A 15,335-nucleotide genomic window follows, 5' to 3' on the forward strand; every position below is an offset into this window, starting at 1 on the left:
GGAGAAGGCAGTAGTGAGCAGAATAGCCGGGCGCTTCCAGCAATTGGCCGCACAGGGCCGCAAGGCACTGGTTCCCTACATTGTGGTCGGCGACCCGGACATGGCCTTGACGGTGCCGCTGATGCACGCACTGGTCGCAGCCGGAGCCGATATCATCGAGCTGGGCGTGCCGTTCTCTGACCCCATGTCCGAGGGCCCGGTGATCCAGCAGGCCCACGAGCGGGCGTTGGCCAACGGGGCCCGGCTGCGCGATGCCCTGGATATGGTGGCAGCGTTCCGCCAGCGCGACGCGGACACGCCTGTGCTGCTGATGGGGTATGCCAATCCGGTCGAGCACATGGGCTACGCCGTGTTTGCCGACCGCGCAGCGGCGGCGGGGGTCGACGGGCTCCTGACCGTGGACATCCCGCCGGAGGAAGTCGCCGGTGTCAACGCCGAGTTGCACCGTGTCGGCTTGGACAATATTTTCCTGGTGGCCCCGACCACCCCGGACGCGCGGATCAAAGCCATCGTCGACCAGGCCAGCGGCTTTATCTACTATGTTGCGCTGAAGGGTGTGACCGGCGCCGGTAATCTGGATGCTGCGGATGTGGCCAGGCACCTGGACCTGATCCGGGCACATACGCCGCTGCCGCTGGCGGTGGGTTTTGGAATCAAGGACGCCGCCTCGGCCCGCCTGGTCGGCGCGAGCGCGGATGGCGTGGTGGTGGGCAGCGCGTTGGTGGATCGAGTCGCCCGGGCCGCCGCTGCGGGCGCCGATCACGACGCATTGTTGGCTGCTGCATCGGGCCTTGTGGCGGAGATACGTGCGGGATTGGACAGCATCGCTTCCTAGTTGCCGCTGCGCACGTTTATAATGGCGTCACCAAACGGGAGATGCCATGAGCTGGATTGACAAGATACTGCCGTCCGGGGTGCGCAAGGAGGAGGGCGAACGGCGCTCCAGCGTACCCGAAGGTCTGTGGAAAAAGTGTGTCAAGTGCGACGCGGTGCTGTATCGGCCGGACGTTGAGCGCAACGACGACGTCTGTCCCAAGTGTGATCACCACATGCGTATCGGCGCCAGAAGGCGCTTGCATATCTTTCTCGACAAGGAGGGCCGCAAGGAAATCCTGGCGGGAATAGAGCCGGTTGATCGCCTCAAGTTCCGCGACAAGAAACGCTACCGTGATCGCATCCTTGCCGCGCAGAAAGCCACCGGTGAAAAAGATGCGCTGGTGGCAATGCGAGGCACTCTGCAGGGGATGCCGGTTATTTGTGTGGCGTTCGAGTTTGCCTTCCATGGCGGCTCCATGGGCTACGCGGTAGGCGAAAAGTTCACCCAGGCTGCCCAGCTGGCGCTGAAAGAGCGCATTCCCCTGGTCTGTTTTTCCGCTTCCGGCGGCGCGCGCATGCAGGAGGCGTTGATTTCCCTCATGCAGATGGCCAAAACCAGCGCCGTCATCGAGCGGATGAAACTTGCCGGCGTACCCTATGTTTCGGTGATGACTGATCCGATCTACGGCGGCGTGTCCGCGTCCCTGGCGCTGCTGGGAGACATCAACATCGCGGAACCCGATGCCCGTGCCGGGTTCGCCGGCCCCAACATCATCGAACAGACCATCCGCCAGAAACTACCCAAGGGTTTCCAGCGCAGTGAATTCCTGCTGGAGCATGGCGCAATCGACATGATCGTTCATCGCAACGATATGCGCGACACCCTCGCCAGGTTGCTGGCCAAGCTGACCGGACAGCAACTCGCAGTCGAAGAGGCGGCCGGGCAGGAGGAGGACAGCAGCAGTGCAGAGTCAGAGGAGCAGGTCGAGTTCAGTCCCGACAACAGGGATGACTGAGCCTGCGCTGGCCGCGTGGCTGGCACGTCTGGAAGCGCTGTATCCGCAACCGATTCAACTGGGCCTGGATCGGGTCGCCACGGTCGCCAACACACTCGGCCTGTTACCGGTCGCGGTGCCTGTGGTCACGGTGGCAGGCACCAACGGCAAGGGGTCCGTTGTGGCCGCGCTGGAAGCACTGTTGCGGCGCAGGGGTGTCTGTGCCGGTGTCTATACCTCGCCCCATCTGTTGCGCTTCAATGAGCGCATTCGCATCGACGGTGAAGAAGCAACGGATACGGAAATTGTCGCGGCCCTCGAGGAAATCGAAGCGGCGAGGGGAAGCGTAGGGCTCACCTATTTCGAATTTACCACCCTGGCGGCGCTGCTGTTGTTTCGGGCCCGCGGTGTCGCACTGATGGTACTGGAGGTTGGTCTGGGCGGACGCCTGGACGCGGTTAACATCGTGGACCCGACGGTAGCGGTCATCACCAGTATCGCCCTGGATCACCAGGAATGGCTGGGCGACAACCTCGACCAGATCGCGCGGGAGAAGGCGGGAATATTGCGCCCCGGCATACCGGCGCTGGTTGCCGCCACGGAACCTCCCGGCCTGCTGGCAGCGGTAGCCGCCAGCGGTGCCCGGACCCTGAGGCTGGAGACTGAGTTCGGATTCACGGCGGAGGGCACCGGGTGGCGTCCCTGGCTGCAGAACAGCGCCGGAGCGCGGCGGACGCTGCCTGTGCTGGAGAACCTCTCCCTGCTGCCTGCCAATATTTGCGCGGCCCTGCAGGCGCTGGAACTGCTGGAGCTCCCCGCCAGTGACGCCGACCTGTTGGCGGTGGTGCCCACCCTGCAGCCGCCCGGGCGCAGGCAGCGCCTGCGGCTGGCGCAAATGGAGCTGGTTCTGGACGTGGCGCACAATCCCGCAGCAGTTAACAAGTTGGTTGAATTTATTGATGCAAGCCCATGTAATGGAAAGACTATTGCTGTTTTTTCTGCCATGGCAGACAAAGATATTGAGGCCATGATTGCCGCTGCGGGCGAACGCTTCGCTGCCTGGTTCCTGGCCGACCAGCCGGACAATCCCCGTGCGGCCTCCGCGGCGTGCATAGCCGGCTTGCTGCGCGAGGCCGGGCAGGGGATGATCAGCGTCAGCAAGAACCTACGGCAGGCACTGGCCCGTGCGCGCAGTGTGATGGCGCCGGGCGACAGGCTGGTCGTATTCGGATCTTTTCATACGGTGGCGGCGGCGATGAAGTGGTTGGCAAAAGAACAGGGGAAGGGATAGCCGGTGAACGATATCCTCAAGCAGCGGCTGGTGGGCGCACTCATTTTGATTGCCCTGGGCGTGATCTTCTGGCCAATCATTTTTGTCAACCCGGACAAGGGTGCGGGGATGGAGGACCTGCGCATCCCGCCGCGGCCACAGGTGGACACGACGCCGATCGCGGCGCCCGATCCCGCCGGGCTGCGCGGGTCCCCTGAGCTCGAACTTGCAGAAGAGGCTTACACTGACGACGAGTCGGCTGACCTGGAGTTACGCACCTTTGCCGAGCCCGCGCCGGTAGACGGCAGCGATGCCCCGGCGGAACCGGGTCCGGGGGACCTCGCCACCTCGCCACCGGCGCCGGGAGACACCCGCAGCGAGCCGCCGGAGCAGCCTGTGATTGACGCCCAGGGCGTGCCTGTAGCCTGGATGCTGCAGGTTGCCAGCGTCAGCAGCGCCGACAAGGCCGAGGCCCTGCGCCAGCGCCTGGAGGCCCTGGGCGAGAAAGCCTGGGTGGCGCCGGTCACGATCGATGGCAGGATGATGTACCGGGTCAATGTTGGTCCCAAATTTGAGCGGGCCCGGCTGGAGGCGCTGCGGCCCGGGATTGACGCCGAGTTCGGTGTCAATTCCCTGGTCAAGCGCTACCTTCCCTAGTGAGAGTTTCGCCGGAGCCGGTAAATCCGCCACTTTCCTTCAGCGGGCTCCGACGCTCTGCTAGAATGCGCCGCGCGGGATTGTGGAGCGGGGCGACATGACAGCGGTGCTGGTGCTGGAAGCATTTACCTGGGTCGACTGGGTGGTCGTGGCGATTGTCGGCCTGTCCATGCTGGTCAGTCTGCTGCGGGGCTTTACCCGCGAGGCGCTCTCCCTGCTGGGCTGGATTGCGGCCTTCGTGATCGCCTATGTGTTCGCCGGCGAGGTAGCTTCACGCATGAGCGGGCTTATCAGCAACATTACGGCGCGCTACATAGCCGCCTGGTTGTTACTGCTGGTCGGTGTGCTGTTGCTTGCCGGCCTGCTGAGCATGCTGGTGACGCAGCTGGTCAGGGCCACGGGGCTGGGCATGCTGGACCGCCTGCTGGGCACCATCTTTGGTTTCGCCCGCGGCGTGATCATCGTGCTGGTGCTGGTGTTCCTGATCCGGGAATTGCTGCCACCGCGGGACCAGGTCTGGCTTTACCAGGCCCATTTAATGCCGCAAATTGACGCGCTGCTGAACTGGGCGATGCAGATACTGGGGCAGCTGGATACCGACCGATTGTCGGCAATCAAGACTTGAAAGCGAGGTAGCTACTGGATGTGCGGGCTGGTTGGACTGGTAGGCAAGGGCGATGTCGGACCGGATATTTACGACGCCCTGACGGTGCTGCAGCATCGCGGTCAGGATGCGGCGGGCATCATGACCTGCCAGGGCGGTCGCTTCAACCAGCGCAAGAGCGAGGGCCTGGTGCGTGATGTGTTTCGCCAGGACCATATGCAGCGCCTCAAGGGGCCCATGGGAATCGGGCATGTCCGTTATCCGACCGCCGGCAGCTCGGGGCCAGCCCTGGCGCAGCCGTTCTATGTCAATTCTCCCTACGGTATCGCCCTCGCGCACAATGGCAACCTGACCAATTCCGAGCAGCTTACCCGCGAGCTGTTCCAGGATGACCTGCGTCACCTCAACACCGATTCCGACTCCGAGGTGCTGCTGAACGTGTTTGCCCACGAGCTGCAGACCCTGGGCAAACTGAGTCCGGGAGCCGAGGACGTTTTCCAGGCAGTCACCGCCGTGCATCGTCGCTGTCGCGGGGGCTACGCGGCGGTGGCGCTGGTGGTGGACTATGGCGTGGTTGGCTTCCGCGACCCCTTCGGCATTCGACCACTGGTGGTGGGGATGCGCGAAACTTCGGCCGGAATCGAGTACATGCTGGCCTCTGAAAGCGTCGCCCTGGATGTCCTGGGTTTTCGCCTGATTGATGACGTGGCCCCCGGAGAAGCGGTGTTCATTGATGCCACAGGTCAGCTGCACCGGCGCCAGTGCGCCGCCAACCCGCAGCTGCGCCCCTGCATCTTCGAGCATGTCTATTTTGCCCGCCCGGATTCCCTGATGGACGGGATATCCGTGTACAAAACGCGGATGCGGCAGGGCGAGGCCCTGGCCCGCAAGATCATGCGCCTGCGTCCGCAACACGACATCGATGTCGTCATCCCCATCCCTGACACCAGCCGCATTGCGGGCCAGGCGCTGGCGTCGGAGCTCGGGATCAAGTTCCGCGAAGGCTTCATGAAGAACCGCTACATCGGCCGCACGTTTATCATGCCGGGGCAGAGCCAGCGCAAGAAGTCCGTGCGCCAGAAGCTCAACCCGGTGCCGCTGGAGTTCGACGGCAAGAACGTCATGCTGGTGGACGACTCGATCGTGCGCGGCACCACCTGCCGCCAGATTATCCAGATGGCGCGAGACGCGGGCGCCGCCAAGGTCTATTTCGCCTCCGCCGCGCCCCCGGTGCGCTACCCGAATGTCTACGGTATCGACATGCCGTCGGCCAGCGAGCTGATCGCCTACAATCGCAGTGTCGAGGAAATCTGTGAGCTGATCGGTGCCGACTGGCTGGTGTTCCAGGACCTGGATGAGCTGGTGCAGTGCTCCCGATCAGGCAACAGCAGCACAGCGGGTTTCGACTGCTCCGTATTCAACGGCGAATACATCACCGGCGATGTCGATCGCGTCTATCTCGACCGTATTGAAGCCCTGCGCAATGACGACGCCCAGACCCGGAACCGCGACCAGTTGCTGGCCGAGGGTACGGTGGTCGGCATTCACAACGACGCCAGCTGAGGCCCCATGAGCGATCATCGCGACGATCCGCTGGCGGATGCCAGGCTCGACACCCTCGCCATTCGCGCAGGGATCCACCGCACCGCCGAGGGCGAGCACTCGGAGCCGATCTTCGCCACCTCCAGCTACGTGTTTGACTCCGCCGCTGACGCCGCTGCGCGCTTTGCCGGGGACAGTCCCGGCAATGTCTACTCGCGCTATACCAACCCGACGGTGCGCAGTTTCGAGGAGCGGCTGGCAGCGCTGGAGGGCGGCGAGGCGGCGGTGGGCACCGCCTCGGGCATGGCCGCCATTCTCAGCACCTGCATGGCGCTGCTATCCTCCGGTGACCATGTTATCTGTTCCCGCGATGTCTTTGGCACCACCACCAACCTGTTCGCCCGCTACATGGCCAAGTTCGGCGTGAGCGTGGATTTCGTGCCCCTGCTGGCCCTGGACCAGTGGCAGGCGGCGATGCGCCCGGAGACAAAACTGCTGTATATCGAGACCCCCTCCAATCCCCTGTGTGAGGTCGCGGATATCCGCCGGCTGGCGAGTCTGGCCCACGCCGGCGGGGCTCTGCTGGTGGTAGACAACTGTTTCTGCACCCCGGCCCTGCAGCGGCCGCTGGAGCTGGGAGCTGACATCGTTATTCACTCGGCGACCAAGTACCTGGACGGGCAGGGCCGCTGTGTCGGTGGCGCAGTGGTGGGTTCGCAGGCGCTGATGAACGAGGTCGTCGTTTTTCTGCGCACCTGTGGTCCCACGATGAGCGCGTTCAACGCCTGGGTATTCCTCAAGGGCTTGGAGACGCTGCGACTGCGTATGGAGGCTCATTCGCGATCGGCGCTGGAGCTTGCCCGGTGGCTGCAAGGCCAGCCCCAGGTACGGAAAGTCTATTACGCGGGTCTGCCGGAGCATCCCGGGCACAACCTCGCCTGCGCCCAGCAGCGGGCCTTCGGCGGGGTACTGTCGTTCGAAGTCCACGGTGGGCGCGAGGCAGCCTGGCGCTGCATTGATGCCACCCGCATCCTGTCGCTGACGGCCAATCTCGGTGATGCCAAGAGCACCATCGTGCACCCTGGCACCACCACACACGGTCGCCTGACGCCGGCCCAGCGCGCGGAGGCGGGAATCAGTGACGACCTGATCCGCATCGCGGTGGGCCTGGAAGATGTTGCGGATCTGCGCGCGGACCTGCAGCGCGGGCTGGCTGCGACAGGCTGACGTGGCTGGTCGCGCCGCGCAGGCGGAGCCGCTGAGGTCGGGCGGCGCGTGAAAGTCCATACACCGCTGCCCCGCGTATCGGATAACAATGGCAGTGCGAGTCCGGGGAGCTAGGCATGGAAATACAGGGCGCAATCGACAGCGCGGTGGCGGAAATCGGCACCGTGCTGCTGGGCAAGCAGGCGCAGGTGCGCCTGGCGCTGTGCTGCCTGCTGTCGCGCGGTCACCTGCTGATAGAAGACCTGCCGGGCATGGGCAAGACCACGCTTTCCCACGCCCTCGCGGAAGTACTGGGCCTCTCGTACAAGCGGGTCCAGTTCACCAGTGACCTGCTGCCTGCGGACATACTCGGCGTCTCGGTCTATGACCGCAATGATGCCAGTTTCAGCTTCCACCCCGGCCCCATCTTCACCCAAGTGTTGTTGGCCGATGAGATCAACCGCACCACCCCGCGCACCCAGAGCGCGCTGCTGGAGGCGATGGCGGAGGGACAGGTAACCATCGAGGGCGAGACGCGGCCTTTGCCTGAACCCTTTTTCGTGATTGCCACCCAGAATCCGATTGACCAGTCTGGCACCTACCCCCTGCCTGAAAGCCAGCTGGACCGCTTCCTGATGCGGCTCCAGCTCGGCTACCCGGATCCCCAGGCTGAACGGCAGATGTTCCTCAGCAAGCGCTCGGGCCAGTTCCGCGGCGGGGCCCTGCGCCGCTGCCTGTCACCGCAACAGTTGACGGGGTTTCGCGATGCAGCGACGCAGGTCCATGTCGCGGACTCGCTGCTCGACTACCTGCAGCGGCTGGTGGCGTTCACGCGCCAAAGTCGTGAGTTCGCCGTTGGTTTGTCCCCCCGGGGCGCGCTGGCGCTGCTGGACTGTGCCCGTACCTGGGCTCACATGGATGGTCGTGCCCACGTGGTGCCAGAGGACCTGCAGGCGGTGCTGGCGCCGGTGGCCGGGCATCGCCTGGTCCCCAGTGGCGATTATGCCGGCGACGGTCAGGCGCTGGTGGATCTGTTGCAGCGCAGTGTGGACGTGATCGGGCGCTGAGCCGGACATGGGCGCTGCCGCCGAGCTGACACAGCGCACTCCCGGGAGCCCCGGAGGACGCTTCGGACGCTGGCTTGAGCGCCGGATTCCGGCGGCGCGGTCGGTGACCCTGGACCAGCGCCGGATATTCATCTTTCCTTCCCTGCCGGGTCTCTTCTTCCTGCTCCTGGTGTTGTTGATCCTGCTCACGGCGATCAACTATCAGAACAACATGGCCTACGCGGTCGCCTTCCTGCTTGCAACCCTGTTTATAGTTGCCATCCTGCACACCTATGCCAATTTGTCCGGCCTGAGCCTGCACGCGGTGACCGCGACGTCCGCTTTCCCGGGACAGCAAAGCGCGTTCACTGTACGTCTGGAGCGGGGCCGCCGTGCCGCCCACTACGGTCTCCGCCTGGCCTGGCCCCGGGGCGGTGATACCCGGGTCAACCTGGTTGATCGGGACAGCGCGGAACTGGCGCTGTTTGTCCCCGTCGGCAAGCGAGGCTGGCATCATCCAGGGCGCCTGTTGCTGGAGAGCAGCTACCCGTTGGGACTGCTGCGATGCTGGACCTGGGTGGATCTGGACCTGCGGGCCCTGGTCTATCCCCGGCCGCTGGCCTCACCGGAATTGCCGGGTGCGCCCACTGACAGTCCCGAAGGGGCGGCGGTGCCCAGCAGCGGCAGCGATGATTTTTATGGTTTCCGGGAGTATCGTCGCGGCGACTCCCTGCGCCAGGTGCACTGGAAGGGGTTGGCCAAGGGCCAGCCCCTGCAGAGCAAGTACTACGCGGCCTTTGCCGAGCGCAGCACCTGGCTGGATTGGGAGGCCTTCCCGGGGATCCCGGTGGAGCAACGCTTGTCCCAGCTGTGCTATTGGGCGCTCCGGTGCGAACGCGGTGGCGAGGACTACGGCCTGCGCCTGCCGGGCAGCGAGATTGCACCCGCTCGCGGTGAGGCCCAGCTGGAGCGGGTGCTGACCGCGTTGGCGCTGTTCCGCGCCGGGGAGCAGCGGCCGTGAAAGTTCCATTCGGCGCCGCCAGCCTGATTCCGCGCAACGCTCTGGTGTGGATTATACTCAGCCAGTTCGCCCTGCTGATGCCGCACCTGGGGCGACTGCCGGTCTGGGTGGTGCTGGTCTATCTGCTGACCGCGGTATGGCGCCTGCTGGTCTATCAGGGCAGGGTGTCATTTCCCGGGCGCTGGGCCCGCACTGCCCTGATCGGCGCCGGCTTCGCCGCGGTGTTCTTCAGCTACGGCAATCTGCTGGGGCTGGAGCCAACGGTGGCCCTGTTGCTTACCGCCTTTGCCCTCAAGCTGCTGGAGCTGATCAGGCGCAAAGATGCCTATGTGGTTATCTTTCTGGGCTATTTCATTTGCGTGACGGCCTTCCTGTTCACCCAGGACCTGCTGCTGGTGCTGTACTCACTGTTCACACTGTTGCTGGTCACCACGGCCCTGGTCGCGCTGCATCGCCCGGGAGAGCACCGGTTCAGGTTAGATACCCTGCGCTTGCCGGCTCTGATGCTGGCCCAGGCGTTCCCGCTCATGCTGGTGCTGTTCTTTCTGTTTCCCCGCATCGGGCCCCTGTGGACCGTGCCGGTGCAAAGCCACGCCGCCAGGACCGGGGTCAGCGACTTTATGAAACCGGGGGATGTCTCCAGCCTCAGCCAGTCTGATGAGGTGGCTTTCCGGGTGCAGTTCGAGGGCGATATCCCGCCGCGCGCCGAGCTGTACTGGCGCGGGCTGGTATTCAGCGTGCTGGATGCGGGGGCCTGGCGCAGCCTGCGCTATCGTGAACTTCCCGCGGAGGAGCTGCGGGCGCCGCAGTTGGACCCGGTGGGGCCCGAACTGGCCTACTCGGTGCTGATGCTACCCACCCAGCAGAACTGGCTGTACAGTCTACGCTACGCGCGGTCGCCGCAGCCGGGTGTGCTGGCCACCTCCGACTTTCGCCTCTACTCTCCCGTGGAGGTTGAGGACCAGCTTCGCTACAGCGTCAGCAGCTGGCCGGAAACGCCGCTGGAAACCGAGCTCTCGGCCTGGCGCCGGCGCACGGAGCTGGCGCTGCCGGAAGCCAGCAATCCCCGTAGCCGCGAACTGGCCCTGCGCATCCGGGGCGATAGCGCCTCGGACGCGGCCTTTGTCGATGCGGTCCTGGCCCACTTCAATCGCGAAAACTTTGTCTACACCCTGCAGCCGCCGCTGTTGTCCGGCCGAGACCCTATGGACCAGTTCCTGTTCGAAACCCGGCGCGGCTTCTGCGAGCACTATGCCTTCGCCTTCACGCTGATGATGCGCGCTGCGGGTGTACCTGCGCGGGTGGTGGCCGGCTATCAGGGCGGTGAAATCAATCCGCTCAACCGGACCGTGATCGTGCACCAGTTTGACGCTCATGCCTGGGCTGAAGTGTGGCTGGAAGGACAGGGTTGGGTGCGGGTGGATCCCACCGGCGCCGTGTCTCCGGAGCGAATCGAGCTGGGGCTGGAGCAGGCGGTGGCGGGGGAGGGCAGTTTCCTGGCCAACTCGCCGCTGTCGCCCTTGCGGTATCGGGGGGTCAACTGGGTCAATATGCTCAGGCTGCGCTACGACGCGCTGACCTACCGCTGGCAGAGCTGGGTGGTTGGATTCAACAGCGATGAGCAGTACCGACTGCTGCAGGACCTGTTTGGCTCCGTGCGTGCGCAGACCTTCGTCATCATCGTCCTCGCCAGCGGCGCGCTGGTGCTGGTGCCCGTGGCCTGGCTGCTGCTGGGGCGCCACAGGCGGCGTCCGCCGGATCCGGCGCAACGCCTCTACCTGGCCTTCTGTGCCCGGCTGGCGCGACGCGGTCTGACGCGCCGGCGCGGTGAGGGTCCGCAGGACTTCTGCCGGCGGGTGGCGGGCACTGACCCGGTGCTGGGCCAATGGGCGCAGGAGTTCACCGCCGGCTTTGAGGAACTGGCCTATGCCAGTCGCGGCGGGAACGACGCAGGCAGAGCGCGCCTCAAGGGTTTGCGCAGATTGTTGCAGCAAATGCCAGGGCGCTCGGCAGGGGCTAGCCGGTCGGTCCGGAGCTGAGCAGGCCAGAGTTACAGCAGGGCGCCGTAATCCGCCTGCAGCTGGTCGAAATTCAGCGAGGCGATAAAGCGCGAGAAGCTCATCCAGGTCGCCAGGCCCTGCAGGTCAGCGAAGTGCGGAGGCACGAAACGCGGCGCTTCCACCACGCCCTCGTCAATCAGCATACGCCAGGTCTGGATATCCTCCAGGGTAATCTTGCCGCAGAACAGAACCGGCAGACTGTCTAGTTGCCCCTCGCTCATCGCGAGACGGAGAAAATTGTAGGTCTGGACAAAACCGCGCATGTAGGCGAGGTCCTTGGTAAAGGGCTTGCCATCCGGGGTACTGCCGCGGAATACCCGCATGGCGATGCTCCAGGCGTCATCCTCGCCCATGCCGTGGTCGCGCAGATACTGGAATACCTCAACGAAACTGGCGCCGTCCTCTGCCAGGGTTACCGCTCGCACCCGGTTGATCAGCCGATACAGGCGCGAGGGACTGGAGCGCAGGGTCAGAATCTCGGTGAGTACCGCGAGGCCTTCCTGGGTAGTGGTGGCGGCGGGGGTACCCTTGCCGAGGAAGGTGCAGGTCGGCTGGGCGCTGCCGTTGAGGGTGGTCCCGAGATGTACCCAGCCTTCGTGAACCTCCAGGACGTCGATGTCGAGACGGTTGAAACGGGCGTCGCTGCGGATTTTCAGGTAGTCGGAACCGGCGGCGGCATCTGCCGTCATCTGGTCGTTGAGCAGAACCCGGATTCCGGCGTCCGGGAACACGCGCAGCAGGCGTTCATTGAGCATTTCCACTGCCTGGCCGGCGTCGATGCCCTTGGGCGCCTCCTGCATGGAGCGGTTCTGCAGGAGATTCGTGAGGGTGCCTTCCATCACCGTGCCCAGGTCCGCCAGGGTGGGGTCGCCGGCGTGGAAGACATCGGATGCCGACCCGTACAGGTCCACGGAGATGGTGCCGAAATCGGGTTCGCCCCGGGCCTCGAGCATCTGTACCACGCTGCGGTACTCACGGCACATGCGGCGCATGATCTGCGCCAGGGGGTTGAGCTGCCCCAGCTTACGGGCGATGTCGCGTTCGATGTCCTGGAATTCCGCGCGTTTCCCGGCCGGGTCAAAATCCAGGGGGTTCTGCTCCCGGTAGTAGTCGCGGTCGATCCGCGGCAGCTCACGGCAGCCACGGGCAAAGAAATCCCTGCGCACCGCGCCGCTCCACTTGATCGCGTCGAGAATACGAATCGGACGCTGGGCGGCCACCATGCGCTCGGACAGTTCCCGCACCAGGCTGAGATAGTGGGGGTCGGCGCTCACGGTTTTGCCTTGCGGCGGCGCTTTTTCGGCTGCACCACCACGACTGCTCGCAAGCGGCTGCCGCCAAAGCGGCTCATGGCGGCAAAGTCGGCGCGGGCAATGGGCAGGTGCTGGCAATCCAGCGGTGCCTTGTTGGCATCACGGGCCGCACTCGGAGTGCTGAGGTCATCCAGCTCCGGGTCGTGGACATACAGGCAGCTGTCATCGTAGCCGGACAGCACCACCCAGTGGGGTGCCTTCTTGCTGTCGAGTCGATAGCTGGAGATCAGGATCAGGATATTGGCACCTGCGTCGAACAACTCCACCAGCTGCTGCTGGTCGACATCCCGGTAGTGGACCGGGATATTGTGCCGGTCACATTGCACGACAAAGGCGTCGTGGACCAGATTCATGACCCGCTTCTTGTTTTCGTCCCGCACACCCTCCAGGAACAGCGGCCCCACGGTATTCACCCAGACTTCGCTGCGGAAGCCGCGTGCATTGGCGGCCAGCGCCAGCCCCAGGGGATGGCAGCCACCGTGGCCGGAGGTCATGAAGATGGTGGTGGCCTCGCGCCAGATCTCGATCTCCTCCAGCGGCGTGGGCTCGTAGCTGCTGTCGAGTCCGGCCATGGCCATCATCAGCGCGGCGGGGCCGCAGGTGAAGGGGGTGGTCTGGGCCAGCCAGGGAATGGAATGGGAGTCACCGCCGGGTTCGTAGGGGCGGATGCACTTCTCCATGCGCAGGGCATCGCCGTGGTCTTCGTAATAATCGCGATAGAGACCGAACTGGGTGTAGCCCAGCTGCTGGTACAGCGCAATGGCGGCCTCGTTGGTGCTGGCCACTTCCAGGCGCAGGTACAGGGCGCCAGTGGCGCGGGTATCACGCTCTACCTGTTGCAGCAGGCGTCGTGCCAGCCCCTGGCCCTGAAAACCCGGGCCCACGGCCAGGGAATAGAGACGTGCCAGGCGCGTACCCTGGCGCAGCAGTACCAGACTGTAGCCGGCGAGTGTCTCCCCGGCACGTGCCACCAGGAAGACACAGTCAGAGCGGCGCAGCCAGCGCTTGAAACTGCGCCGGGACAGGCGGTCGCTGCTGAAACAGGCCTCTTCAATGGCCAGCAGGGCGTCCAGGTCCGAGGGCTGCGCCCGCTCGATGCTGATGTCGGGGCAGGGCTCGGTGCTGACTTTGACCAACTGTTTGGCGGGCTGGGAGGGCATGTAAGGTCCAACTTCGGATTCACTGTAATATAGTGCGTGTTGCCGGTGCCTGTCATGGATAGAGAGGTCGCAGGTTGAAAACTACCAAACTGACGGGGTAGGCTGTCGGGCTGTGCTGGCCGGTGGGGATTTAGCGCTTGCGTTTGCGCCGCAGCGGCCTAAAATCGGCGCCGTTTCCACTACCCACACGACTGTATGCCAGTTGCCAGCAACCGCTGCACCTGAGGGCGCCCAGGCCTCCCTCTGCAGCAGACATCGAACACGGGAGGAGCATGACAGATTCAGCGCAGCCCACAGAGGGCTGGAGCGTTGCCGACAGCGCCGAGCTTTACGGCATCAACGCCTGGGGCGCCGGTTACTACAGCATCGCGGACAATGGCCACGCCCAGGTAACGGTCAACCCCGGCGCTGGTGAGGTCAGCGTTTCCCTGATGGACATCGTCGCAGGTATGCGTGCGCGCAATCTGGAGATGCCGGCCGTGCTGCGTATCCGCAACGTGCTGGACCACCGTATCAAGGTGCTCAATGAAGCCTTCGCCGACGCCATAGCCAGCGGTGGCTACAACAATGTGTACCGCGGCGTGTTCCCGATCAAGGTCAACCAGCAATGCCATGTGATCGAGGAGATCGCCGACTACGGTACCCGCTTTCACCACGGTTTCGAAGCCGGCAGCAAGGCCGAGCTGACGATTGCCCTGAGCCAGCTGCGCGATACCGAGAGCCTGGTCGTCTGCAATGGCTACAAGGACTCCGAGTTCATCGATCTGGGGCTGTATGCCCGGCGCATGGGCTACCCCTGTTTCTTCGTGCTGGAATCCGTCAGCGAGCTGCGCATGATCATTGAGCGCAGCAGGGCGCTCGGGGTCGAGCCCCTGATCGGTGTGCGCATGAAGAGTTCGGTAAAAGTGGATGGCCACTGGAGTCAGGACAGCGGTGACCGCTCCATTTTCGGACTTTCCACGCCCGCGCTGATCACCGTGGTAGATGAGCTGCGTGCGGCGGGCATGCTGCATTGCCTGCAAATGCTGCACTGCCACCTCGGCTCGCAGGTGCCGAATATTCGCAACGTCCGCAATGGGGTACTTGAGGCCTGCCGTTTCTACGCCGGGCTGGTCGAGGAGGGCGCGGCCATGGGCTATCTCGATCTCGGCGGCGGGCTGGCGGTGGACTACGAGGGCGCGCGCACCAACAGCACGCACTCCATGAATTACCAGCTGGAAGAGTACTGCGTCAATATCGTCGAGAGTATCCGCGAAATTTTCGACCCCCTGGATATTGCGCACCCGGTGATCGTGTCCGAGTCCGGCCGTGCCACGGTGGCCTATTCCTCGCTGCTGCTGTTCAACGTGCTGGATGTGCGCACCTGGGAGCCCCAGCATATTCCCGAGGTGCTGCCGGAAGACTGCAACGACACCCTGCGCAACATCCGCGAGGTGCTGGATGTAGTGGGGCGGGAGAATTTCCAGGAGTGCTACAACGACGCCCTGTTCTATCGCGACGAGGTACGGGAAATGTTCCAGCACGGCCAGGCCACCCTGCGCGAGCGGGCCCTGGCGGACGATATCTGCCTGGCGGTGCTGCAGCGTATCGTGGTCCTGCTGCCGGAACTGACGCGGGTGCCGCCGGAGCTGGAGAACCTGCCGGA

General features: G+C 64.5%; 13 protein-coding genes. 11 read left to right on the forward strand and 2 right to left on the reverse strand.

Going from position 1 to position 15,335, the window contains the following annotated elements; translation table 11 throughout:
* Positions 1–13: 13 nt before the first annotated feature.
* The 10 genes from trpA (at position 14) to RJQ10_RS05575 (ending at position 11,196) form a co-directional block, all read left to right on the forward strand.
* Positions 14–835 carry a tryptophan synthase subunit alpha gene (gene trpA, locus RJQ10_RS05530; RefSeq protein ID WP_350144449.1) on the forward strand — a complete coding sequence of 274 codons (822 nt, stop codon included), beginning with the start codon at positions 14–16 and terminating at the stop codon, positions 833–835.
* 46 nt (positions 836–881) lie between these two features.
* On the forward strand, positions 882–1,832 hold the full coding sequence (accD, locus tag RJQ10_RS05535) for an acetyl-CoA carboxylase, carboxyltransferase subunit beta (protein ID WP_350144451.1): 951 nt from the start codon (positions 882–884) through the stop codon (positions 1,830–1,832).
* Complete coding sequence (locus RJQ10_RS05540) at positions 1,825–3,102, forward strand: bifunctional folylpolyglutamate synthase/dihydrofolate synthase (protein ID WP_350144453.1); 1,278 nt, start codon at positions 1,825–1,827, stop codon at positions 3,100–3,102. Before accD ends, RJQ10_RS05540 begins: the two co-directional genes overlap by 8 nt.
* A 3-nt stretch (positions 3,103–3,105) precedes the next feature.
* Positions 3,106–3,738 carry an SPOR domain-containing protein gene (locus RJQ10_RS05545; protein WP_350144455.1) on the forward strand — a complete coding sequence of 211 codons (633 nt, stop codon included), beginning with the start codon at positions 3,106–3,108 and terminating at the stop codon, positions 3,736–3,738.
* Between the two features lie 97 nt (positions 3,739–3,835).
* Positions 3,836–4,363, forward strand: a complete 528-nt coding sequence (locus RJQ10_RS05550) for a CvpA family protein (protein WP_350144457.1) — start codon at positions 3,836–3,838, stop codon at positions 4,361–4,363.
* Between the two features lie 18 nt (positions 4,364–4,381).
* Entirely contained in the window at positions 4,382–5,905 is a 1,524-nt protein-coding gene (gene purF, locus RJQ10_RS05555) for an amidophosphoribosyltransferase (RefSeq protein WP_350144458.1), read from the forward strand.
* A 6-nt stretch (positions 5,906–5,911) separates the two neighbouring features.
* The gene (locus tag RJQ10_RS05560) at positions 5,912–7,111 is read left to right on the forward strand and encodes an O-succinylhomoserine sulfhydrylase (RefSeq protein ID WP_350144460.1); all 1,200 of its coding nucleotides are present in this window, start codon (positions 5,912–5,914) and stop codon (positions 7,109–7,111) included.
* A gap of 116 nt (positions 7,112–7,227) precedes the next feature.
* Positions 7,228–8,157, forward strand: a complete 930-nt coding sequence (locus tag RJQ10_RS05565; protein WP_350144462.1) for an AAA family ATPase — start codon at positions 7,228–7,230, stop codon at positions 8,155–8,157.
* A 7-nt stretch (positions 8,158–8,164) separates the two neighbouring features.
* On the forward strand, positions 8,165–9,157 hold the full coding sequence (locus RJQ10_RS05570) for a DUF58 domain-containing protein (RefSeq protein ID WP_350144464.1): 993 nt from the start codon (positions 8,165–8,167) through the stop codon (positions 9,155–9,157).
* The gene (locus tag RJQ10_RS05575) at positions 9,154–11,196 is read left to right on the forward strand and encodes a transglutaminase TgpA family protein (RefSeq protein WP_350144466.1); all 2,043 of its coding nucleotides are present in this window, start codon (positions 9,154–9,156) and stop codon (positions 11,194–11,196) included. Before RJQ10_RS05570 ends, RJQ10_RS05575 begins: the two co-directional genes overlap by 4 nt.
* Before the next feature lie 11 nt (positions 11,197–11,207).
* On the opposite strand, the gene RJQ10_RS05580 is transcribed toward RJQ10_RS05575, so the two are convergent.
* Complete coding sequence (locus tag RJQ10_RS05580) at positions 11,208–12,491, reverse strand: flavohemoglobin expression-modulating QEGLA motif protein (protein ID WP_350144468.1); 1,284 nt, start codon at positions 12,489–12,491, stop codon at positions 11,208–11,210.
* Complete coding sequence (locus RJQ10_RS05585) at positions 12,488–13,690, reverse strand: GNAT family N-acetyltransferase/peptidase C39 family protein (protein ID WP_350144470.1); 1,203 nt, start codon at positions 13,688–13,690, stop codon at positions 12,488–12,490. Before RJQ10_RS05585 ends, RJQ10_RS05580 begins: the two co-directional genes overlap by 4 nt.
* A gap of 272 nt (positions 13,691–13,962) precedes the next feature.
* Between RJQ10_RS05585 and speA the strand changes: the two genes are divergently transcribed.
* Positions 13,963–15,335 (forward strand): biosynthetic arginine decarboxylase (gene speA / locus RJQ10_RS05590; protein ID WP_350144472.1); only part of this gene is annotated, 1,373 nt, incomplete at its 3' end.

It is taken from the genome of Haliea sp. (assembly GCF_040222615.1).
GTDB lineage: Bacteria > Pseudomonadota > Gammaproteobacteria > Pseudomonadales > Halieaceae > Haliea.

What these genes read in the sequence shown, in the direction of transcription:
- RJQ10_RS05570 (WP_350144464.1), top strand. Translation starts at nt 8,165, where the DNA reads ATGGGCGCTGCCGCCGAGCTGACACAGCGCACTCCCGGGAGCCCCGGA.
- RJQ10_RS05565 (WP_350144462.1), top strand. Translation starts at nt 7,228, where the DNA reads ATGGAAATACAGGGCGCAATCGACAGCGCGGTGGCGGAAATCGGCACC.
- RJQ10_RS05540 (WP_350144453.1), top strand. Translation starts at nt 1,825, where the DNA reads ATGACTGAGCCTGCGCTGGCCGCGTGGCTGGCACGTCTGGAAGCGCTG.
- accD (WP_350144451.1), top strand. Translation starts at nt 882, where the DNA reads ATGAGCTGGATTGACAAGATACTGCCGTCCGGGGTGCGCAAGGAGGAG.
- RJQ10_RS05550 (WP_350144457.1), top strand. Translation starts at nt 3,836, where the DNA reads ATGACAGCGGTGCTGGTGCTGGAAGCATTTACCTGGGTCGACTGGGTG.
- RJQ10_RS05585 (WP_350144470.1), bottom strand. Translation starts at nt 13,690, where the DNA reads ATGCCCTCCCAGCCCGCCAAACAGTTGGTCAAAGTCAGCACCGAGCCC.
- purF (WP_350144458.1), top strand. Translation starts at nt 4,382, where the DNA reads ATGTGCGGGCTGGTTGGACTGGTAGGCAAGGGCGATGTCGGACCGGAT.
- RJQ10_RS05560 (WP_350144460.1), top strand. Translation starts at nt 5,912, where the DNA reads ATGAGCGATCATCGCGACGATCCGCTGGCGGATGCCAGGCTCGACACC.